Genomic DNA, 21,606 nt, shown 5'->3' on the forward strand with positions numbered 1-21,606 from the left:
CCGCCCCCCGCCCGGGGGGCGCCCCCCCCCCCCCCCCCCCGCGGGGGGGGGGGGGGGGGGGGGGGCGGGGGGGGGGGGGGGGGGGGGGGGGGGGCCGGCCGCCCCCCCCCCCCCCCACACCCCCACCCTTTTCAAGTATGCGCGCATTGGGAATCCCTCGGCCGCCGGAAATCGCGAAAACGTCACCGGGCGTCGAAATGAAAACCGAATCTCCGGGCATGAATGAAACAAGCCGGGACGGCCGTGAGAATGCAGGGAGTCATTCGCACCTCCACACGACCGCCCCGGCCCCCGCGTCTGCGGACAGCGCACCCCGGGGGTTCCCGCGAGCCGAACGAGCACCCGGAGACCGTCCCGGGCACCACCGCGGGGGGCCCGGAGGCGGGCCGACTCGGCGTGGGCAACCCGGCGGCGGCTCACTCGAGGCGTTGCTCGTCATCCCTCGGCGGCACGCGGCGATCTGTCCTTGTCCTCCCCGTCCGACCCGTTCCCGATGCGAACCGGCCGGCGAGGCGGGTGTCGCGCGGTGCGCCGCACCGGACGCCGCCCGCGTGGGCGTCCGGTGCGGCGGGCGGTCACCAGTGCGCGGCGGTCGCGAAGAACGTGGTGCCGGGCCACGCCTCGACGGGCGTGGTGGAGGGGACGATCCGGCCCGCGCACAAGCCGCGTTCGGCCAGTCCTTCGACGATGCGGGGGATCGCGGCCAGCGTGGTCGTGTAGCCCTCGTGCAGGAGGATGATGCCACCCGGTCGTACGGTGAGCGCGTTGGCGACGATGTCGTCGGTGGAGATGCCGTTGTAGTCGTACGTGTCGACCGTCCACAGCACCTCGGTCATGCCCAGCGTGGTCGCGTCCTGCCGAATGCCCGGGGTGGTCCGACCGTACGGCGGACGGAACAGGCTCGGGGCGTGGCCGGTCGCGGACTGGAGGATCTGGTTCGTGCCCAGGAGTTCGTTGAACGCGTCGGGTTCACCGAGTTCGTCGAGGAACGGGTGCGAGAACGAGTGATTGCCGATCCAGTGGCCACCGGCGGCGATCTGGGTGACGTGCTGCGGGTAGTCGAGCGCGTGTGCGCCGGTGAGGAAAAACGTCGCCTTGACCCACCCGGCGTCGTTCAGGGCGCGGACGTACGCGGGTGTCAGGGTCGAGGGGCCGTCGTCGAAGGTGATCGCCGCATAACCCGCGGCGCAGGGCCCCGTCGGTTGGGGGTCCGCGTGCGCGGCTGCGGTCGGGCCCGCGAACAGGCCCGCCACGGTCATCAACGCAACGGTCGTCCAGGCGCGAACCCGTGCGTTCGACTTCATCTCGGTCGTCCTTCCGAAGGTGCGAGACCACTGCGGATGTGGCGCACCGCCGGTTGGCGGCGACCACGTCGGCACCGCGCTCGGGGGCGTCCGGGAACGGTTTACCGGACGCCCCCGAGGGCGGAGAGAACACCTGCCGACCGTGCGGTCAGCGGGTGCGGGCGGGCAGGATCCGCCGGAGCGCGAGGCCCGCGCTGAACAGCGTGAACGCGGCCACGAACGCCCACATGACGTTCGCGCCGGTCGCGGCGAGCGCGCCACCGGCACCGGCCGCGGCTGCCCCTGTGCTTGCGTGATACATGGTTACCATTTCCTTTCTTTTCTTCGGATCGCGTCCCAGAACGCCTGAGCCTGGGCCGCCTGGAGGTAGAGGTCGAAAGCCATCTCGACCACGATGAGCGCGCCGAGTACCACTTGGAGCGGTCCGCGCTTGCGGACGCTCACAGCGCGCTCGAGGGAAAAGATCAACGTCACGACCATCCACACGGGTTGGATGCGCACGTGTCCGGTCAGGGCCAGGGACAGCAGCAACGAACCCAGGTAGATCGCGATGACCAGCAGACCGATCAGGGACAACACCTGGCGTCCCCAATACGTCCGGGTGATGTGAGTCCACCCGTAGTCCGTCAGGTTCTCCAGGGCGCCGCGCTTCCATCGCAGGCGCTGCTTGAAAAGGTCCGACCAGGTGCCCATGACCTCGGTCATCAGCGTGCACTTGGGCGGACAGACGATGCGCAGGCCCAGATGCAGGATGCCGAGGGTGAGTTCGTTGTCCTCGGTGAGCACCCGGGTGTCGTAGACGTGCGCGCCGCCCGGGAGTTCGCCGGCCGCCCGGGCGGCGACCACCTCCTGGAGGGTGAGCGCCCGAAAGAGCGTGGCGGTTCCGGTGAGCACCAGGGCTTTGCCCTGGAGGCGTTCCACGTCGCGGACGTATCGGGCGTACTCGTTGCGCTGGAGCATGCCGACGAACCCGCCGCCCGGCTTGCCGGTGAACGTCCCGCCGACGGCACCGAACTCGCCGGAGGCCAGCCGTTCCAGGCCGTGGCTCAGGAACTCGGGACCGAGCGTGGAGTCGGCGTCCATGACCAGGATCGCGTCGGCCGGGCCGAGACTCGGCAGGATGCGGTCGATGACCTGGTTGAGGCCGCCGGCCTTTTTGTGTTCGTTGTCGACGGTCTCGTAGACCTGGACACCCATGCCTCGGGCGATCTCGACGGTGCGGTCGGTGCAGTTGTCCGCGATGACGATGATCGTTTCGGGCGGGCGTCGCTGGCCGAACAGGGACGTGATCGTCTCGCCGATCTGCGCTTCCTCGTTGTGCGCGGGGACCAGCGCGGTGATCCGCATCGCGTGCACGTCCGCCTTGGGCAGCGAACGGCGGCGCCGGCGCTTGGTCTTGAGCCGGAACGGCTCTGCCTTGCGCGCCCGATGCCGACGCGGCGTGCCGGTCCGCGTGCTCGCGATGTTCGCCGTGGGCCGGGCCGTCGGAGCGGGGCGCGGTTCGGCAACGGGGCGCGGTTCGGCGCCTATCGCCGTCAGCTGCTCGGTCGGATGGTCCGAACCGGCCGTGTACTCGGGCCGCCCTCGATGCCGCCCACTGGGCGCGCCATTCACATATCCGGTGTTCTTCATCCCGCCATCGCATGTCGACCGTGCCAATGGCGAACGGAACGACAGCGCCCCGCCTGTGCGCACCTCTGAGCCATGTCGGCATCCGGGCAGCACGAACACGACGAGGGGTCAGCTCGTCGAAGGGCGTAATCGTCCATTCCCCCCTGGGCCCCCACCCAAGAGGCCCAATCATGGGGCATTAGAACGATCTTGTACATCACAAAGTCGTAATTGTGAGTACAGGCACACACTTATGTGGAATCCATCTGGTCGGTCGGTAGCAAGCTATGAGCTGATTTGTGCGTCTTACGCATGATGTAGCCGGATCACCGTGGTCCTCGCTGCGGCGTTTCCGCTCTCACGCGAGCAGCGCGTTGAGTGCCGGCGGACCCGGGGGCTCGGGCCAGGACTTCGTCAAGTACGGGTTCGACGACTTCGACGGTCCTTTGCACGACCGCTACGACATCCTCGGCTTCGACCCGCGTGGCGTGGCCGACGGCGCGCCCGTACGGTGCCTGGGCGACAGGGCCCGGGACGAGCGCAACGCCCGGGACTCGCCCCGCGATCCGGTCGAACGCAAGGCGCACAGCGAACGCAGCGGCAAGGAGTTCTCCGACGCGTGCCAGGCCGAGTCCGGCGAGCTGTCGCCGTTCGTGGGCACACGCAACGCGGCCCGGGACATGGACGTCCTGCGCAGGTTCCCATTCACACCCCGGTCGAGACGCCGGAACGGCGGGAGGAACGCCGCAGCGCAGACCGACCGGGCCGAGCGGCACAGGGATGTACATCCCACGACAGCCGCGCCACGCGTGCCGGCGCTCTTGGGCTCGGTCGCCGGCGCGCACGTCGCCGGTCGGCGGCGGTCGTGGCCGTGGCCGTGGCGTGGTCGGAGAACCGCACGCGCTGGTCGAGCCGTTTTCCGGGGATCACCCCTTCTCGTGGACTCGCCGGCTCGAATCGAATGATCGAATCCCCGGAATTCGATACGCACGGGAGATGAGAGGTGCCGCGCCACTCCAGATGCCCAGGGGAATTCGCGCCGATTATTTCCGGTCATTATGGGCGGGCAATGCATCGGACTCCGGAAATCGGTGAGGAGCGTCACTGTCAACCGTCAACGAATACCGGGAATTCGTGATCGATATTCAGGCGCCTTCCGGCTCCGCCGACCTGCACATGCAAAACGCGCCGTGATCCGGCCCCGGCTTCCGACGTTTTCCTCCGGATGCGTCGGGGCCTGCATTTTCCATGAGCTTTTTTCATTTTCGCAGGAGATTCCATGGTCACCTCACATCAGCCCCCGTGTCCCGCGCACGCCCGTATCCGAAACCGTCCGCGCACGGACTACCCGCGCGATGTCGGCATCCCGGCGCTCTTCGCGGAGCAGGTCAGCGCGCGCCCCGACTCGCCCGCCGTCGAATGGGTCGACGGAGGCTGGAGCTACGGCGAGCTGGGAGAGCGGGTTCGCCGCGGCGCCACGGGCCTGCGGGCGCGCGGCGTGACGAACGCGGACCACGTCGCCGTGCTGATCGGTCGCTCCGCGGACGCGGTGGCCGCGACCCTCGCGATCCTGTACGCGGGTGCCGTGTACCTGCCCATCGATCCCTCCTATCCCGCCGACCGCATCGCGCAAATCCTCAGCGACGCCGACGTGCGCACGGCGGTGTCCGCGCCCGGCGCGCGCATCGAGGTACCCGACGGCCTGGACGTCGTAGGCGTCGACGAGTTGTTCGCCGCCCCCGACCGAGCCGACGAGCAATGGTGGCGTGGACGCGGCGCGGGCGAGGCGGCCTACGTCATCTACACCTCCGGTTCCACCGGCGCGCCCAAGGGTGTGGTGTGTCCCCATCGCGGCCAGACGAGGCTGGCCCGCGACACCGGCGACCTTCGTGTCCTGCCCGAGGACCGGTGGCTCGCGACCACGAATCCGACCTTCGACGTCTCCTGCCTCGAAATGTTCGCCACCCTGCTCAACGGCGCCTGCCTGGTCGTCGCCCGCGACGAGGACCTGCTGGATTCCAAGGCGTTGGAGAGCGTGCTGCGCGACGCGCGGATCAGCGTGACTTGGCTGAGCGCCGGACTGTTCCACCAACACGCCCACGTCGCGCCAAAGATGTTCGCCGGCCTGCGCTGCCTGATCGTGGGCGGCGACACGGTCGGGCCGCGCGCCGTGCGGGCCGTGCTGCGCCACGGCCGACCGGGAATGCTGCTCAACGGCTATGGGCCCACCGAGAATTCCTCGCTGTCCACGACCCACCGGGTCGACGAGTTGTCCGAGCGGGCGGAGAACGTACCCATAGGGGTCAACGTCGCGGGCTCGACGTCCTATGTGGTCCGTGACGACCGGACCATCGCCGATCCCGGCCGGACAGGCGAGTTGTGGGTGGGCGGCGACGGCGTCGCGCTGGGCTACCTCAATGACCCGGAGAAGACGGCGGAACGCTTCGTCGAGGACCCGTGGACGCCCCCCGAGGTGCGCTCGCGTCTCTACCGCACCGGCGACATGGCGCGGTGGCGCGAGGACGGCGCGCTCGAGTACCTGGGGCGCCGCGACCGCCAGGTCAAGCTGCGCGGCTACCGAGTGGAACTGGACGAGGTCGAGGCGGTGTTGTCGGCCCACGCACGCGTGCGGCAGGCCGCCGTGGGCATCGTGGGAGAGGGCGCCGGCGAGGTGTTGGTGGCCGCGGTCGTGGCACATTCCGACCGGGAACGGCGGCGGCTCGTGCAACGCCTGCACGAGCACGTCCGCGACCGGCTCCCCACCTACATGGTCCCCAACCGCATCACCGTGGTCGACCGTCTGCCCTTGACCAACAGCGGCAAGATCGACCGAGGCAAACTCGCCGAGTTGTCGGCACCGGCATCGACACCGGGCACCGGCGACGAGGAACCGTGCGGCGAATGGGAACAGGGCGTCGCCCGAGTGTGGCGCGACGTCCTGAACGCCGACGTGGTGACCCGCGACGACACGTTCGTCGCGCTGGGCGGCACATCCCTGCGCGCCACGCAGATCACCGCCGCTCTTCGCGAACGGCTCCACATAGACGCCGGATACGGCCGCGCGATGATCCGTGCCCTGGTCGGCGACCCGTCCCTGGCCGACTTCGCCGCCGCGGTGCACGCGTTGCACGAGGGACGAGCGCACGACCACACGCCCGTGGACTTCGCCGCGGAGGCCCGACTCGCTCCCGAACTGCGCTTCGACGCGCCCGCGTCCACGCGTGCACGAAACCCTCGGCAGGTGTTCCTCACCGGAGCGACCGGTTTCCTGGGCGTACACCTCGTCGAACAACTCCTGGGCGCGGGCGTGAACCGGGTGCACTGCCTGATCCGCGCGGACGACGCGCACGAGGCCCTCGACCGCCTGGCCGCCCGGATGCGGCGGCACGGCGTGGACCCCGAACCGCTGACGGACCGCGTCGTCCCCGTGCCGGGCGAACTCGCCGAACCCCGCTTCGGCCTACCCGACGAGACCTGGAACGGGCTGGCCCGCGAGATCGACCTGATCGTGCACTGCGGCTCGCGCGTCAACTTCGCCTACCCGTATGCGGCGTTGGCGCCGATCAACGTCGGAGGAACCCGTACCGTCCTGGAATTGGCGGGCGAGCACATCCTCAAGCCGGTCCACCACATCTCCAGCATGGCGGTGATCGCGGGCTTCGGCACCGCCGGCATCGAACACGTCGAGGAGGACACCCCGCTCGACCACGCCAACCGCATCTCCCTGGGCTACCCCGAGACCAAGTGGGTCGCCGAGAAACTGATCGTCGAGGCCGGCCGGCGCGGTCTCCCGGTGGCCATCCACCGACCCTACGAGATCACACCCGCGATCGCGGCGTGTGGAACACCGACACGATGATGTGCGCGCTCTTTCGCACCATCGCCGAGACCGGGCTCGCCCCGGACATGGGCCTGCCCCTGGATTTCGTGCCCGTGGACTACACCGCCGAGGCGATCGTGCACATCGTCACCCACCAGGAACCCGACGGCCGCGTCTACCACATCACCAACCCCCACGACGCCCGACTGCCGCTGCTGGTCGAGCGTTTGGTCGCCATGGGCTACCCGGTGCGCACCATGCCCTACGACGCCTGGAGCGGCATGCTCGCCGACCTCACCGCCCAACTACCCGACCACCCCATGGCCCCCTACGTCGCCATGTTCGTCGAACCCGCCCACGACAGCGACGTCACGGTCAAGCAGATGTACACCGACGGCACCTTCCCCACCTTCGGTCGTCACAACACCGCAGCGGCGCTCGCCGACAGCGGCCTGGTCTGCCCGCCCGTGGACGCGGAGCTGCTGGACACCTACCTGCGCGAGTTCCGCCGCACCGGATACCTCGCACCGCCACCCGAAAAACACTGACCGCAACCGCGACCGCCCGAGCCCGACGCGCGAGAGCGCGCGGTTCGTCCGCCACAACACGCAACGAATCAGGAGATCCCCGATGACCCGCATCGACGCCGCACGACTCGTCGAGGAAGTCGAGAACCGGCGCCTCGCCCACCCCGTCCCCAACGCCCTGCTCGCCACCGACACGGAGTTGACCCTGGAGCACCTGCGGCGCCTGATCGGCACCGAAGCCCAGTGCCACCGCACGGAACTGGCGGCCTACGGCACGATGCTCGCCCGCTTCCCGCACCGCCCCGCCGCCGACCTGTACCTGCAACTGGCCCGCCTGGTCTACGACGCGTCCCCCAAACTGGACGAGTGCGCCCGGGCCCTGGGCCTGGACCCGGCAGAGATGAAGTTCTGGCCGCCCGAGAGCGCGACGTACGCCTTCGACGGAGTCGTGTCCTGGGTGGCGGTCCAGGGATCACAGGCGGCCACGGGAATGTCCTCGTACGCCGACCTGACCTGCTACTTCTCGGGGTGTGCCGAACTGGTCGCACGGGTGCGGGCGGTGGGCCTGAAGGTGCCGGACGAGTTCCTGTCCTACTACGAGGACGACAGCCCCGACGAATTGTGTCGCCTCGCGTTGGAGGTCGTCCAAGACGGTCTCGACCGAGGCGACGACCCCGACGAAGTCCTCCTGTGCGCCCGCCTGTTGGACGACAGCGTCGCCGACTTCTGGCGCGCCGCGGCTGCCGTGTGAACACCACCGAGTGGTCCGGAGGCAAGGCGCCGCTTCGGCGCCCTGTCGCCGACCGACGATTCGACCGACACGAGGAGGCGCGGTGAGAATCGGTATCGCGGGGGCGGGTGTCGCCGGGCTGACCCTGGCCTGGCTGATCGACGGAACCCACGACAGCGTCGTAATCGAAGCCCGGGACGACATCGGCGGGAACCTGCGTTCGCGGCGGTTCGTCGACGCGGGCGGCACCGCGCGGGTGATCGACCTGGGCGTGTACAGCGTGCCGTTGGAGGCGTTCACGCTCTTCGAGCGCCTGACTCGCAACCTCGGACTGAGCCAGGACGATTGGGTCACTACTCCGGCGACCTACACCATCGCGGAGGCGGGACGGGAACTCCCGCTGTTCCGAGGCCCCCTGACCGCACCGGGCGACGACAAGACGGCGGAGAGCGGCCCTTCGACCGCGGACGCGCAGCAAGCGATCGCCACGCTCGTGCGCGAGGCCGCCGACTGGATCGCCCGGGACCTGGACTGGGCGGTTCCGCTGCGCGACGTCGTGGAGCCGTGGTCGCTACTCGCGACCATGAAGGAGAGCGTGGTCTACGCCCTGCCCTCGTCGCTCTGGGCTTGTGACCTGCCCCAGGCGTCGACGCTGTCCGCGCGGGCGACGGCGGCCGTGTTCGCAAGTGACGCGCCGGCGGGCACGACACCGACCACGCAGACCCTGCGCGAGGGCATGCAGGACGTGGCCCGCCGACTGGCGGCCCAACTGAACACCGCGGACCTGCGCCCCGGCGCGGACTTGCGGCACATCCGCCGCGTGGGCGATCGACTGGCGATGATCGACAGTCGGGGTGACACGCACACCGTGGACGCGATCGTCCTGGCCGTTCCGGCCGACGCCGCCGCGGAGGCGCTGCGGGACCTGCCGGGAGCGGACATGGCACGACGTGCGCTCTCCGCATACCGCTACGCGGACATCGCTCACGGCGTGCACCTGGATCCGTGTTTCCTCTGTCCCGACCCCCTGCACCGATCCACGACGAACATCACCGTCGACGGTGCCTGGGCACTGAGTACCGTCCGACGCCGATTCGACGACGGCGGCGAAGCCTTCGTCAGCCGACTCGACCACCGCGAAAGCCTGCCGCGTCACCTCCTCGCCCGGGCCGGGTTTCGCACCCTGTTGCCGCTCCCTGCGATGTTCGCCGCACAGCGCCGACTCCGCGAACTCCAGGGCCGCGGCGACCTGTACTTCGCCGGTCACGTCATGACGCAGGTCCCGACCCAGGAATCGGCCGTGGTCACGGCCGTGGACGTGGCACGGGCACTGGCCCCCGACAGCCCCCGCCTGACAACACTCACCCCACTCCGAAAGGCGACACCATGACCACCCCCACTCCCGCGTTCCAAAACCGCGAGGCCCACATCGGCGACCTCGTCATCCCCTGTATCGACGTCTCCCGCGGCGCCACCACCGAACCGTCCGCGATACCCGGCCTGCGCAACCCGTCGGACGTCGTCGAGATCACCCGGGCATACGCCGCCGGCAACGCCCGGAAGGTGTTCCTCGACGTCTTCGACACGTGGGAGGGCATCGACTACCTCCCCGGCTTGCTGCGCGGGATCAAGGACGTCGGAATCGATCCGCTGGTCTCCGTCGAGCACGGTCGCCTCCCGTCCGTGCAACACCTGGGAGACCTGCTGGCGGCCGGCGCGGACGTCGTGTCCCTCAGCACCGCGATGGTGGACGACCCGCAGACCGTGGAGGCGGCCGTGAGCGAATACGGCGGGGAACGAGTCATGGGCGTCATCAACAGCAGGCGGACGGGCCCCGGCGAATGGGAGGCGTACGTCCGCGACGGCGAGCAGCCCTCCGGAGCCACGGCCGCGTCCATGGCCGACCGATTCGCCGGCCTGCGGGTCGGCGCGATCCTGGCGAACAGCATCGACCGCGAGGGAACCGGGCAAGGCTTCGATCTCGCCCTGACCCGTGCCGTGGCCGAGGCCTCCGGACTGCCGGTCATCGCCTCCGGAGGATGCGGCACGCTCCAACATCTGCGCGACGCCCTCCGCGACGGCCACGCCACCTACGTACTGGTCAACAAGATGGTCCACGACGGCAAACACTCGGTCGCCGAGATCAGGGACTTTCTCCTCGCCGACAGCCTGTACCGGCCGGGCCACTGATGCGTACCGTCGTCTTCCGAGAGCACGGGGAACCCGCCGACGTGCTGTCCGTGATCGAAACCGAGCCGACCGACCCCCTCCCGGGTGAGGTCCGCGTACGCCTGACGGCGCGCCCCATCAATCCCTCGGACCTGCTGTGGATCCGCGGACGCTACGGCCGAGCGGCCCGTTTCGGGCCGCTCGCGCCGGGCGCCCCACCGGTCGCCCCGGTGGGTTTCGAGGCAGCGGGGGTCGTGGACAAGGCGGCTCCCGACGTGCGCCTGCGGCCGGGGAGCCGCGTGGCGGTGTCCGCCGACGGAACCTGGCGGGAGTACCTCAACGTGTCCGTCGCCGACGTGATCGAGATCCCCGACCGTCTGCCGGACGACCTCGCCTGCCAGATGACCGTCAACCCGATGACCGCGAACCTGCTCTTGGACGACCTGGGCCTGGCCGCGGGTGACGTGCTCCTCCAGACCGCGGCCACCTCCACGGTGGGTCGGATGATCACGGCGTTGGCGCGACGACGAGGCATCCGGTGCGTCGGTCTGGTCCGCCGACGTCACCACCGCCCGACCCCGTCGGACGACGATGCGGTGGAAGTCCTCGTCGACCCACCTGAGCGGGCCCGTGAGCAGATCGCTGTCTTCGCCGGCGTCGGGGGCGTCACAGCCGCGCTCGACGCGGTCGGGGGCGCCACCGGCCGACTCGCGCTGGACTGCGTGCGCGACGGCGGCCGGATGACCGTCTACGGCATGCTCTCGGGATCCGACATCGCGGTCCCACCCGACTCGCTGGTCTTCCACGGCGTCAACCTCGACGGTTTCTGGCTGCCCGAACGCATGAGAACCATGACCCCCGAGGAAATCGGCGAACTCGTTCGCACGGTGACCGACCAATTGACACACCACCACCTGCACGCGCCCGTCGCGGGTCGCCACGCCCTCGCGGACGTCCGGGACGCCGTCCGACGCGCCGAAAGCCGCGCGGGCACGGGCAAGATCCTGCTCGTGGGCTGACTGCCGCAAGCGTGTACAGGCGTCGGAACTCCCTCCCCCGCCGGACGCCTTCCCGAAATCGCCAACCCCCACAGCCGCCGAGCCGGATCTCCTCGCCGACCGACTGCGAACGATGGGCTACCCCGTCCGGGCACTGCCCTTGGCTGCATGGACCGACACCATCGCCCGACACGTCGCCGAGGATCCCCAACACCCCATGACGCCCTACATTCCCATGCTCACCGAACCCCCGGAGGACACCGGCGTCTCCCTCTCGGACATCTACTTCGGTAACACCCTCCCGGCGTTCGACCACCACAACACCGACCGGGTAAGCGCCCGAAGCGGCCGCACCTGTCCTCCGGTCGACGGTCGCCTGATCGACCTCTACCTCCGACGCTTCCAGCGGACGGGCTTCCTGGCGCCGCCTCCCACACACGCCGACGTGGACTGACGACGACCGACCCCCAACGACCACGACGACCCGACGACCACGAAAGGGGCACGACATCATGTCCGACGTACAGGGCCGAACAGCGCGACGATTGGCCGACGAAGTCGCCCACCGGCGGCAGACGAACCCCGTCGGCAACGCCCTGCTGGGACTCTCCTTCGAAACGGACACCGTCCACGAGATCCTGAGGCGTCTGGTCGCCGTCGAATTCCAGACCCACGCCGCCGAGTTGGTCGCCTACGGCACCATGCTCTCCCGCTTTCCCCGTCGCCCCGCCGCCGACCTGTACCTCACGCTGGGCCGCGTAGTGTGCAACGCCGGGCCCAAACTCGAGGGCGTCGCCCGTTCCATGGGCATGGACGCGGCACGACTCCTGCGGTGGCCCACCGAGCGCGGGGCGTATGCGTTCAACTGTGCGATGACGTGGGCGGCCATGGCGGGCGGCCAAGCGGCCGGAGCACTCGCAGCGCACACCGACATGATCACCTACTACACCGGCTGCTGTGCGCTGGTGGACCGTCTGCGCACTTTCGGCGTCGGCGCCACGGACGAATTCATCGCCTACTACGACGACCCGGTCGACGATGTGCTGTGCGCGCTCGCCCTGGACGTCGTACAAGACGGCCTCGACCACGGGGACGATCCGGAGGAAGCGATCCTCCACGCCCGCCGTATCGAAGAGGCGATCGGTGAGGTGTGGCGAACCGCCGCACACCCCGATCCGAGTCGCACGGACATGCGAAGCGTCGTCGCGGTGCCGGCCGAGGATGCCGAAGGGCAGATCCGAGACCGGACACATGGGCGCTGACGCCGAGCGAACATGCGCTCGTTCTCAAGGTCGAGGCCGATCTGCGCGACGTGGTCGGCCCGCCGGAGGTCCGGGAGGCCCAGCCGTTGATCGACCGCCTCGAACACCTGCGGGAAGCGCTCGCCGTCCTGGCAGTCTCCCTCGCTCGCACTCACGGCCGCCTGGGCCTGGTTCCTCTCCGCCTCCATCGAGGCACTGGAGCCGATCCTGTGCCGGCGCGCCCCGCCGGCCGACCACGGCGGCTCATTCGGCACCATCCGCCCGAAGCCCGAGGAATACACGCACGCCGAGGAAGCCGTCCGCCGACTCCAGGGCGCACTTGCCCGGATCACTGCCGAGGCCGACCCGGCGGCGAACCGACCGATCACGCGAACGGGATCGACCACCGTGTCGGCGTGCGCCGTGAGGGCGGGAAGCCGCGCCGATCCCCGACACGCCGGCCGCGCGGTCGAGGTGTCGTTGGGCAGGCTCGGCCTGGACCGCGTCGAAATGACGCGACCAGGGCTCCCCCGGCTGTGACCGGGCAGATCCGTCACGCCATCGACGACATGCTCACGCTGCCACCACGACACCCAACCGCAACTTCACGCCGCCACATCCACGCCGGCAGGGGGGAGGAGGGCCATGCCGCGCCGGGCGGAGGGATGTCTGTCGCTCTCTCGTCGGCCGTCCCACGATGGTGCGTTCGCGCGATGGGCTCGAATGGGTGCGGCCGGCGCCCCCGGAAAAGGGACGCCGAACCTGCCGCTCGCGCCGGGCTCGACACGGACACGTAGGCGAACCTCCCGCCGTCCCATCTTCGCCGGCGGCGCAAGGGTGGCGCCCGTGGCAGCTACTTCCAGACGACGACGGCGTCCTTCTTCGGCACCCAGTCGATCCTGGACGGAGCGCCCTCTCCCGCGTTCGAGAGATAGATAGTGCAGCCCTGGTACATCGTGCCCTTCGGCGCCTTCGCGAAGTCGTCGATACTCATCCGCCCCTTGGGGACGGCCGGCGACGGCCAAGGCGGCGCCGGTGTTCAGCGCGGTGAGTACCGGGGTCGTCATTCTTCCTCCTCGTCACCTGCGGATCCCCCGCGCCCGCGCGCTGCCGCGTGGTCCACGGCGTATGCGAACTCCCGGTGTTCGCAGCACAGTCCGGGCACCACGGACACCCGGAGGGGCAACGCGGACTCGGACTGTTCCATGCGGAGCCAAGGCCCGGATCGTAAGCCATCATGGGGTCGTGAATTCCATGGCGAGACGCATGGGCACGTGGTTTCTGCGCGCGACGGCGGTGGACTTCGTGGTGCTGCTCGGCGTCGGAAGCAGCATCGTGATCGTGTCCGTCATCGAACGCTACTTCACGCAATGGACCCCACAACCACGCTCTTCCACGGTCGCCCCCCGCACTCCCAGCCCTTCCGGAGGTGGAGCCGGTGGAAGGCGCCGAGCCGTCGCGACCTCGTGGTGCTGTGAAGTCGCCCCCGACGCGGTTCGTCGCCGGCAGCTCTCACGCGACCGGGGAGCACCGCAGGGCGATCCGAACCGGCCGCGGCGGCGTCGAAGACGCGGGAGACTTCCCGGGCGGGGCCCGACAAGCGACTGCGTCAGTCGGCCGGGCCTTCGTAGGGAAGGTGCAGGAACACGGCCGCGCCGACGGCAAGAACCGTGAACCACGCGAGAATCCACACGCCGAGGTTGGTGCGCAGTGCCTGCGGCCGTCGAGGATGTGGAGGTCTTCGAGTGCGGAGTCGGGCAGCGCCGACCGGTTTGCCTCACGGTCGGTCAGTCATCGTTGCCGCATCCACGGCGAGGACCAACTCTTCGCGGCGGGCGGCCGAGCACACGGGGATGTTGACGACGCGACGAGTTGGGGTCGTGACCAGTCCGTGTCGGCGACCGCCGCGTACTCCTCGGTCCCGGGCGATCCCTCGGGGACGGCGACCGTGAGCGGCGCGTCGTCGGGCAGGTCCGCCAGGACCACGCGGAGCCGGCCCACCGCCCACGCGTCCGCGACATGATGGACACGCGCGTAGGCGGTCATCGGCCCGCCTCTCGTTCGAGTGCGACGGATTCCGGGGGCGTGGTGGTCGGGTCCGTCGTTGCCGAGCCGACCTGCGATCACCCTGCGGACACGCCACGGCCGTCACCACCCTGCGGGCCTCCCGTGAGCTGATCGGGGAGGCCGGACCGGGCGGAACGGGCCTCGACGGACCCGCTCCGTGGGCAGGAACTCGCGCTCACCGCGTGGGGAACACGGGCCCACCGTTCGCTCAGGCGGTTCCGCAGACCCGCTCACTCGTTTCCCCACCGCTTGATGCGCGGAACAGCGGGCACGAGGACGCGAGAGTTGTCGAAAGCGATGGGAGACGCGGTGAGTCTGGGAACGGTGGCGGTAACAGGGGCGGCGGGCACGATCGGTTCCGCCATACGCAAGGCGCTGCGGTGCGAGGCGGCGCGGTTGATCCTGCTCGACCGCGTACCGCTCCACCCGGAGGCCGAGAACGAGGACGTGCGCACCGTGGATCTGCGGGACGCCGACGCCGTGGAAGCCGCCCTCGCGGGAGCCGACCGGGTGCTGCACCTGGCCGGCGTGCCGAACGAGGCGCCTCTCGCGGACCTGCTCGAAGCCAACGTGCTCGGCACACACCACGTCCTGGAAGCGGCGCGACGCACGGGAATCGAGCGGGTGGTACTGGCGAGCAGCAACCATGTGACGGGCTTCCACCCCGCCGGACATCTCACCGGTGCCCAGGATCCGGTACGCCCCGACGGCCTCTACGGGGTGAGCAAAGTGGCCGTGGAGGCCCTCGGACGGCTGTACGCCGACAAGTTCGGCCTGTCCGTGATCTGCCTGCGCATCGGCAGCTTCGTACACACACCCACCGAACCCCGGCACCTGGCGACCTGGCTGAGCCCGCACGACGCCGTCGGCTTCATCCGCGCCGCGCTGACGGCACCGCGCTCCACCCGCTTCCTCACGACATACGCCCTCTCCGCCAACACCCGCCGCTTCTGGGAACTCCCCGACCCGACGGAACTGGCCTACGCCCCCGTCGACAACGCCGAACTGCACGCCGCGGAAATACCCGGGACAGATCTCCCGACCGATCCGACCGCACCCCAGGCCGGCCCTGCCGCCCGGCCCGAATTCACCCTCAAGCACCTTCGACCCTGACCCACGTAGCCGGCCGTTCGCCGCGCCGCCCGCTTGAGCCTCCCGCAGGACAGGTTCTCGGGCAGGATGCCGCCGGTTCCGGTGACCGGGACCAGGAACCGGAACGCGAACTGCACCGGACCCCTGTCGATCCGTTGGGTCCGGCAAGGGCTCCGCCCCCGAGTTGTTCACCGACAGACGCGACTCCGGCGCGTCCAACGCCCATCCCGCCGTTGACCGTTCACGTCGAAAGAACGCACGTTCGCCACGCACCCCCTCAGCGCCCGCCCCACGAGGGTGCGTCAGGAATGGCCAACGAAGGCGCCCCTGGGAAGAAGCCGTTCGACCTTCTGTTCCTGGTTCGGGTCACGCCGCCTCGGGTCCGACGTTCTCAGGCCGTGGCCGTGGGGTTCGCCGGTGTGGCGGCACGGCGGTGTTCGACGTTGGCGCGGTGGGCTTGTGCGAGGCGGCCCTCGAGGACGGCGATACGGCAGACGGCCTCGATGGACGTTCCCTGGTCGGCGAGTACCCGCACGCGGGCCGCCACGCGCAGTTGATGGCGGGAGTAGCGGCGGTGTCCGCCGGCGGAGCGCTGGGGGTGATCAGGCCGGCGTGTTCGACCGCGCGCAGGAAACTCGGTGTGGTGCCGAGGAGTTCGGCGGCCCGGCCGGCAGTTCGTCTCTGCTAGGCCCTTCGGTTACCGGGCCACGATCGCCCGACGGGCGGGCGTGGGGCCGGTGCTTCAGGGCCGGATGTCGCGGGGCGTAGGTCAGGCGGCGGTGCCGACGGCCAGGGTCGCCGGGCGGGTGACGGGGGCGGAGCGGCGGGCTTGGGCGGTGCCGCTGCGGCGTCCGCGCGAGGAGGAGCCGTTGGGGGTGCGGCGGGGGCGGTCCACGGCGGGGGCGGTGACGACGACGGGAATTCCGGAGGGTGTCCGGGCGCCGGTGATGCGGGTCAGTTCGGCCTCGCCGGAGCGGACCTGGGTGGTGTGCGGTGTGATGCCGGCGTCGGACATCAGGCGGGCCATTTGGCGGCGCTCGCCGGGCAGGACCAGGGTGACCACGCTGCCGGACTCGCCGGCGCGAGCGGTGCGTCCGCCGCGGTGCAGGTAGTCCTTGTGGTCGCCGGGCGGGTCGACGTTGACGACCAGGTCGAGGTTGTCCACGTGGATGCCGCGTGCGGCGACGTTCGTGGCGACCAGGACGGTGACGTGGCCGGACTTGAACTGGGCGAGGGTGCGGGTGCGTTCGGGCTGGGACTTGCCGCCGTGCAGCGCGGCGGCGCGGACCCCGCTGTTGAGCAGGTGCGCGGTGAGCCGGTCGACCGCGTGCTTGGTGTCCAGAAACATGATCACCCGGCCGTCGCGGGCGGCGATCTGCGTGGTCGCGGCGTTCTTGTCCGACCCTTGGACGTGCAGCACGTGGTGTTCCATCGTGGTGACGGCGCCGGCGGACGGGTCGACCGAGTGCACGACCGGGTCGTGGAGGTACTTGCGCACCAGCAGGTCGACGTTGCGGTCCAGGGTGGCCGAGAACAACATGCGCTGCCCGTCGGGGCGTACCCGGTCCAGGAGTTCGGTGACCTGGGGCATGAAGCCCATGTCCGCCATCTGGTCGGCCTCGTCCAGGACCGTGACACCGACGTCGGCCAGCACGCACGCGCCGCGGTCGAGGAGGTCCTTGAGCCGGCCGGGCGTGGCCACGACCACCTCGGCGCCGGCGCGCAGCGCGCTGATCTGGCGGCCGATCGGCATGCCGCCGGTCACGGTGGCCATCCGCATCCGCAGCGAGCGGGCGTACGGGGTCAGGGCTTCGGTGACCTGCTGGGCCAGTTCGCGAGTGGGCACGAGTACCAGCGCGAGGGGGTACCCGGGTTCGGCACGCCGACCGGCGGTTCGGGCGAGCAACGCCAGGCCGAAGGCCAGCGTCTTGCCCGATCCGGTCCGGCCTCGGCCCAGCACGTTGCGGCCGACCAGCGAGTTCGGCAGCGTCGCGGCCTGGATCGGGAAGGGCTCGGTCATGCCCAGACCGGTCAGCGTCGCCAGCAGTTCGGAGGGCATGTCCAGCTCGGCGAACGAGACCACGGCCGGCAGCGCGGGGGTGATGGTCGCGGGAAGTGCGAACTCGCCGCGGGGGCTCGAGGATCGACGACCGTAGCCGCCGGATCCGCCCGAACGGCCGTAGCCGCCGGAGCGACCCGAGGCACCGGGACGGCCGTAGCCGCCACCGCTGCCGCCGGCGGCGGAGCGGGCGTAGCCGCCGCTACGGCCGCGGGAGGAGGAACTGTACGAAGAAGCGGTGGAGCGGGCGTTCGGGTTCACGGAGAACCTTCCTCGACACGGCGCGTACCGCGGAGACCCGGCAGCCGAAAGCCGCGCAAGGCATCACGAAACGAGCCGGAACAAAAAGCAGAGTTGAAGTGGGGCGAAGGAATTCGCGCGAACACACTTCGAAAGGCGCGGCGCCGTCGGGAAAGGCTGCCGGCTCGAACGGACTGCGAGGTCCGAAGGCGGTGGGCGGTGCGCGGTCGTAAGCCGTCGACTGCCGCCTACCGGGCGGGGATACTGCGTCGCCTGCCGGCGCCACGACCTCGGGGAGAGGGACGAACGGCCGGCGGCGGAAACACGAACGCCGTACGAGGGCCCGCGACCTCACGGTGGCGGGACCTCGCACGGGGCGCCCTTTGGGGCGTCAGGCGGGAACGATGTTCTCGGCCTGCGGGCCCTTCTGGCCCTGGGTGACGTCGAAGGAGACCTTCTGGCCTTCCTGGAGCTCACGGAAACCCTGGGCGGCGATGTTCGAGAAGTGGGCGAAGACGTCGGGGCCGCCACCGTCCTGCTCGATGAAGCCGAAGCCCTTTTCCGCGTTGAACCACTTCACGGTGCCAGTGGTTGATGCCATGTCGTTCTCCTTCGATTGGGGGGCAGTACCGGATTCACACAGTGCGATTCCGCGTCGCCGCAAGGAGCCCATCCGGAGATGACCGGCCAAACAAAAATGCACCTGCGGATCAAGCCCGTCAGGTGCACACAAAGTTCATGGGTACCACAACTGCAACTGGGATCAACGTAGCACGGATGACGACGCCCTCACCGACTCCGACACTCAACCGGCGCCGACAACGCGACGTTTCGGGTGACGATCACGCAGGCCCCCTGCTCACTCGCCTCACCAATCCCGAACGCCTCGGGTCCAAACATCCGCGCTCGGAAACCTCGCGAATGGATCGCGCCTGGCGCGGTCCCGATCCCTTCAGGTGAAAATCAAAGTCGCCGGCGGATGGTGAAATCGGGCGGTCCCAGGAGGTGTTCGCCGTCCCGGCTGAACAGACCGACACCCCGCGCCGAATCACGCCTGGCACCCACTCGACGCCTTCGAACCGGGAGCGCAGTCGCCGACTTGCCGGGATTTCGGCCTGCCCTGAAACAGTTCGGCCCGGCGGGAAACCCGGCGCCGCCGCGCGGTACTCAAGCAACGCGAGGAGGTGCTCATTGAAAGCCGATGAGGCGGAGCAGTTCCGCGAGTTCGTCCAGGCACGCTGGGCGAGGCTCGTGCGGACGGCGTACTTGTTGACCGGCGACCACGGGGAAGCCGAGGACGTCGTGCAGCTCGCGTTGACCAAGGTCTACGTCGCCTGGCACTGGGTGCAGGGCAGCGACAACCCGGACGCGTACGTGCGCCGCATCCTGGTGAACACCAACGCGGGCCGGTTCAGGCGCAAGCGGGTGATCCGGCTGTTGGGGGTGACCCCGCCGGAGCAGCGGACGGCCGCGGACTCGACCACGCGGCAGGTCGAGCAGCGCGACGCGCTCGTGCGCGCGCTCGCGAAGCTCCCGGCCCGGCAGCGCGCGGTGGTGGTGCTGCGGTACTGGGACGACCTTCCGCAGGCTGACGTCGCGCGCGCCCTGGGCCTGTCATTCGGTGCGGTCAAGAGCCAGGCGTCGAAGGGATTGGCGAAGCTTCGCGCCGATCCGGGACTCCACGGTGCCGTGTGGGGCGCCGACGACGGCGCGGAGGTGATCGCCGTATGACCGACGTCGAAGAAGGACGGTGGATGCGGGACAAATTCGAGCGGGGCATGCGGGATCTGCCCGACACGACGGCGCCGCACGACACGATCGTGGCCGCCGGCGGCCGGGCCCGACGCCGGCGTCGCGTGCGGGTCGGCGGCGCCGTCGTGGCCGCCGTCGTGGCGGCGGCCGGTATCGCGACGATCGGCCTGACGTCGCGCACCAGCGGGCACACCGCGACGAGCCACGGCTCGCCCACGGCGTCGGTGTCCGCCCCGACACCGGGCGCGTCCGGCGCACAGCCGACACCACAGCCGACCCCGTCGGCCGTGCCGTCGAGTGCCGTGGCCTACGCGGAGGAGCTGGGCACCGTCTCGCTCGCCAGGGGCGAAGCCGGGGGCCACACTTGGGAGTTGGTGCGCGTTCGCAGTTACCGCGAGTTCGACGCGTCGACCGACGTGACCATCCCCGACAAGGGCGCGCCGACCGCCCCGAGCAGGACGGCGACGCACACCGGCTACTGCGACGACCTCGTGCTGAACCTGGACGGCAGGCTCGACAAGCGGGCCAGTGGCCTCGGCTGTGCCGACCAGCCGCTCTGGAAGCGCACCAACGTGAGCGGATACGGCGATTTCGCCATCATCAGCCTCGGCGGCACCTCGGCCGACACGTCGAGCGTCGGCCACCTGGGCACGATTTCGTATGGTGTGGTCCCGAAGAACGCCACCAAAGTGGTGGCCACGTACGACGCCGACAAGACCAAGGTCGAGGCCCCTACACACAAGTTCCCCGGGTCCGACGAGGCGTACTTCGTCATGTTCGTACCGCGGGGCACGGGCCACGGCATCACCGCGACGCTGCTCAGCTACACCGCCGAGGGCACCCGGGTCGGCGAAGAGGTGAAGGAACTGGTCGTCAACCGGGACTGGTAGCCCGATCGAGACCCACACGACGGTGAACGGAGCCCGGGCGACCACGAATCGCCCGGGCTCTCGACCCCGGACGTCCCTCTCACCCGCGGCTCGCCCGCCCGTTCGGGCCGGGGCATTCCAGGGCGCTCTGAGCGTCCAGCGGCAGCTCACCGGGCCGTAGGTACCCGTCTGCCCGCAAGCGTGGGGTAGCCCACCGTGAGGACTGTGGCGTTGGGCGCCGCCACGTCGCATGAGTGCGCGGATGGCCGTGCAGAAGCAACACCGCCGGGCCGCTACCGCCATGGCGCACGTGCAGCCGGGCCCCGGCCCCCTTACATCGCGTCAGATCGAACTCGGCGAACATCGGCCCTCCTACGACTCGGACGTTGCCGTCCACCTGCCCCGGATCACCCCCTCCACCCGTACGTCAGCCCCCGCAGCCGCATCCTTCAACTCCCTCAGCGCATGCGGCCAACCCACCCTCGCCCGCTCCATCCCCACCGGCACCCCGTCGCACGCTGTCGCGTCATCCTGCTCCGCCGGCGCCCCCGACACCGCCCCGACACCGCCCCGGAACACCCCGAATCCCCGGGCCGGCACACCCGCGTGGTGACCATCGGAGTCGGCGGCAACAGCCTGCCCCCCGACATGCTCGTCACCTGCCTGCTCGACGGCCACGGGCACCCGTCGTCGGGCACGATCGGGGAGCGTACGTGGCCACTCGCCTCACCTTGGATCAAGCGAATGGCGGATCCTTTCCGGGAAAGTGCGCGCGAAACACGGCAGTTCCTGGGAATGCGCTCTCACGGGTGGGGCAGACGTGGGGCGGAGGTAAAAACAATGATTCCCCTTCTGGTCGTTCTGCTTCTCGCTCTGATCCTTTTCGGCGCCGGTTTCGCACTCAAGGCCCTGTGGTGGATAGCCGTCATCGTCCTGGTCGTATGGGCCCTGGGCTTCGTCTTCCGCTCCGCGGGCACCGGCGGCCGGCGCGGCCGGTGGTACCGCTGGTAGACCCCAGGCCACAGGGCGCGGCGCACCACAGTCGCCGAATGCCATCTTTCGCCGTGTTGTTATCGAAGGGGTGGGGGTGTGGGGGGGGGGGGGGGCGGGGGGGGGGGGGGGCACCC

The 21,606-nt window shown here is 70.0% G+C and carries 19 protein-coding genes and 1 pseudogene; 12 read left to right on the forward strand and 8 right to left on the reverse strand.

Translation table 11 applies throughout. The features are described 5' to 3' along the window. Positions 1–575: 575 nt before the first annotated feature. The 3 genes from ACH4XV_RS29730 to ACH4XV_RS29740 all read right to left on the reverse strand — a co-directional run bounded on the left by ACH4XV_RS29730 (position 576) and on the right by ACH4XV_RS29740 (position 2,936). Positions 576–1,304: a polysaccharide deacetylase family protein gene (locus ACH4XV_RS29730; RefSeq protein ID WP_395795088.1), complete on the reverse strand. Its 729-nt coding sequence runs from the start codon at positions 1,302–1,304 to the stop codon at positions 576–578. 148 nt (positions 1,305–1,452) lie between these two features. Further along, entirely contained in the window at positions 1,453–1,605 is a 153-nt protein-coding gene (locus ACH4XV_RS29735; RefSeq protein ID WP_395795090.1) for a hypothetical protein, read from the reverse strand. Between the two features lie 2 nt (positions 1,606–1,607). Further along, positions 1,608–2,936, reverse strand: a complete 1,329-nt coding sequence (locus ACH4XV_RS29740) for a glycosyltransferase (protein ID WP_395795092.1) — start codon at positions 2,934–2,936, stop codon at positions 1,608–1,610. 1,258 nt (positions 2,937–4,194) lie between these two features. Between ACH4XV_RS29740 and ACH4XV_RS29745 the strand changes: the two genes are divergently transcribed. The 8 genes from ACH4XV_RS29745 to ACH4XV_RS29780 all read left to right on the forward strand — a co-directional run bounded on the left by ACH4XV_RS29745 (position 4,195) and on the right by ACH4XV_RS29780 (position 12,421). Next, entirely contained in the window at positions 4,195–6,774 is a 2,580-nt protein-coding gene (locus ACH4XV_RS29745; RefSeq protein ID WP_395795094.1) for an amino acid adenylation domain-containing protein, read from the forward strand. Beyond that, positions 6,753–7,283 carry a hypothetical protein gene (locus ACH4XV_RS29750; protein WP_395795096.1) on the forward strand — a complete coding sequence of 177 codons (531 nt, stop codon included), beginning with the start codon at positions 6,753–6,755 and terminating at the stop codon, positions 7,281–7,283. The genes ACH4XV_RS29745 and ACH4XV_RS29750 overlap by 22 nt, the downstream gene beginning before the upstream one ends. A gap of 82 nt (positions 7,284–7,365) precedes the next feature. Next, entirely contained in the window at positions 7,366–8,013 is a 648-nt protein-coding gene (locus ACH4XV_RS29755) for a hypothetical protein (protein WP_395795098.1), read from the forward strand. An 82-nt stretch (positions 8,014–8,095) separates the two neighbouring features. Further along, the gene (locus tag ACH4XV_RS29760; RefSeq protein WP_395795100.1) at positions 8,096–9,382 is read left to right on the forward strand and encodes an FAD-dependent oxidoreductase; all 1,287 of its coding nucleotides are present in this window, start codon (positions 8,096–8,098) and stop codon (positions 9,380–9,382) included. Next, the gene (locus tag ACH4XV_RS29765) at positions 9,379–10,182 is read left to right on the forward strand and encodes a HisA/HisF-related TIM barrel protein (RefSeq protein ID WP_395795102.1); all 804 of its coding nucleotides are present in this window, start codon (positions 9,379–9,381) and stop codon (positions 10,180–10,182) included. The genes ACH4XV_RS29760 and ACH4XV_RS29765 overlap by 4 nt, the downstream gene beginning before the upstream one ends. Beyond that, positions 10,182–11,180, forward strand: a complete 999-nt coding sequence (locus ACH4XV_RS29770; RefSeq protein WP_395795104.1) for a zinc-dependent alcohol dehydrogenase family protein — start codon at positions 10,182–10,184, stop codon at positions 11,178–11,180. The genes ACH4XV_RS29765 and ACH4XV_RS29770 overlap by 1 nt, the downstream gene beginning before the upstream one ends. A gap of 112 nt (positions 11,181–11,292) precedes the next feature. Beyond that, positions 11,293–11,613 (forward strand): hypothetical protein, encoded by a 321-nt coding sequence (locus tag ACH4XV_RS29775; protein WP_395795106.1) that lies wholly within the window; start codon positions 11,293–11,295, stop codon positions 11,611–11,613. A 58-nt stretch (positions 11,614–11,671) separates the two neighbouring features. Next, the gene (locus tag ACH4XV_RS29780; protein WP_395795108.1) at positions 11,672–12,421 is read left to right on the forward strand and encodes a hypothetical protein; all 750 of its coding nucleotides are present in this window, start codon (positions 11,672–11,674) and stop codon (positions 12,419–12,421) included. Positions 12,422–13,253: 832 nt separating this feature from the next. On the opposite strand, the gene ACH4XV_RS29785 is transcribed toward ACH4XV_RS29780, so the two are convergent. Beyond that, positions 13,254–13,394: a hypothetical protein gene (locus ACH4XV_RS29785; RefSeq protein ID WP_395795110.1), complete on the reverse strand. Its 141-nt coding sequence runs from the start codon at positions 13,392–13,394 to the stop codon at positions 13,254–13,256. Between the two features lie 797 nt (positions 13,395–14,191). Beyond that, on the reverse strand, positions 14,192–14,446 hold the full coding sequence (locus ACH4XV_RS29790) for a DUF6225 family protein (RefSeq protein ID WP_395795112.1): 255 nt from the start codon (positions 14,444–14,446) through the stop codon (positions 14,192–14,194). A 330-nt stretch (positions 14,447–14,776) separates the two neighbouring features. Here ACH4XV_RS29790 and ACH4XV_RS29795 point away from each other — a divergent pair, with 330 nt between their 5' ends. Then, a complete protein-coding gene (locus ACH4XV_RS29795; protein WP_395795114.1) occupies positions 14,777–15,580 on the forward strand; it encodes an NAD-dependent epimerase/dehydratase family protein in 804 nt (267 codons plus the stop codon). Between the two features lie 370 nt (positions 15,581–15,950). On the opposite strand, the pseudogene ACH4XV_RS29800 reads toward ACH4XV_RS29795, so the two are convergent. The 3 genes and pseudogenes from ACH4XV_RS29800 to ACH4XV_RS29810 all read right to left on the reverse strand — a co-directional run. Continuing rightward, positions 15,951–16,234, reverse strand: a pseudogene (locus ACH4XV_RS29800) (MerR family transcriptional regulator); the annotation flags it as partial. A gap of 94 nt (positions 16,235–16,328) precedes the next feature. After that, complete coding sequence (locus tag ACH4XV_RS29805; protein ID WP_395795116.1) at positions 16,329–17,879, reverse strand: DEAD/DEAH box helicase; 1,551 nt, start codon at positions 17,877–17,879, stop codon at positions 16,329–16,331. A gap of 370 nt (positions 17,880–18,249) precedes the next feature. After that, a complete protein-coding gene (locus tag ACH4XV_RS29810; protein ID WP_395795118.1) occupies positions 18,250–18,459 on the reverse strand; it encodes a cold-shock protein in 210 nt (69 codons plus the stop codon). A gap of 590 nt (positions 18,460–19,049) precedes the next feature. Between ACH4XV_RS29810 and ACH4XV_RS29815 the strand changes: the two genes are divergently transcribed. The 3 genes from ACH4XV_RS29815 to ACH4XV_RS29825 all read left to right on the forward strand — a co-directional run bounded on the left by ACH4XV_RS29815 (position 19,050) and on the right by ACH4XV_RS29825 (position 21,490). Beyond that, positions 19,050–19,589, forward strand: a complete 540-nt coding sequence (locus tag ACH4XV_RS29815; protein ID WP_395795120.1) for a SigE family RNA polymerase sigma factor — start codon at positions 19,050–19,052, stop codon at positions 19,587–19,589. A gap of 23 nt (positions 19,590–19,612) precedes the next feature. Beyond that, positions 19,613–20,500, forward strand: a complete 888-nt coding sequence (locus ACH4XV_RS29820) for a hypothetical protein (protein WP_395795122.1) — start codon at positions 19,613–19,615, stop codon at positions 20,498–20,500. Positions 20,501–21,319: 819 nt separating this feature from the next. Then, complete coding sequence (locus ACH4XV_RS29825; RefSeq protein WP_078973839.1) at positions 21,320–21,490, forward strand: DUF5670 family protein; 171 nt, start codon at positions 21,320–21,322, stop codon at positions 21,488–21,490. The last annotated feature ends 116 nt before the right edge of the window (positions 21,491–21,606 follow it).

This window comes from Embleya sp. NPDC020630, from assembly GCF_044334985.1.
Taxonomy (GTDB): domain Bacteria; phylum Actinomycetota; class Actinomycetes; order Streptomycetales; family Streptomycetaceae; genus Embleya.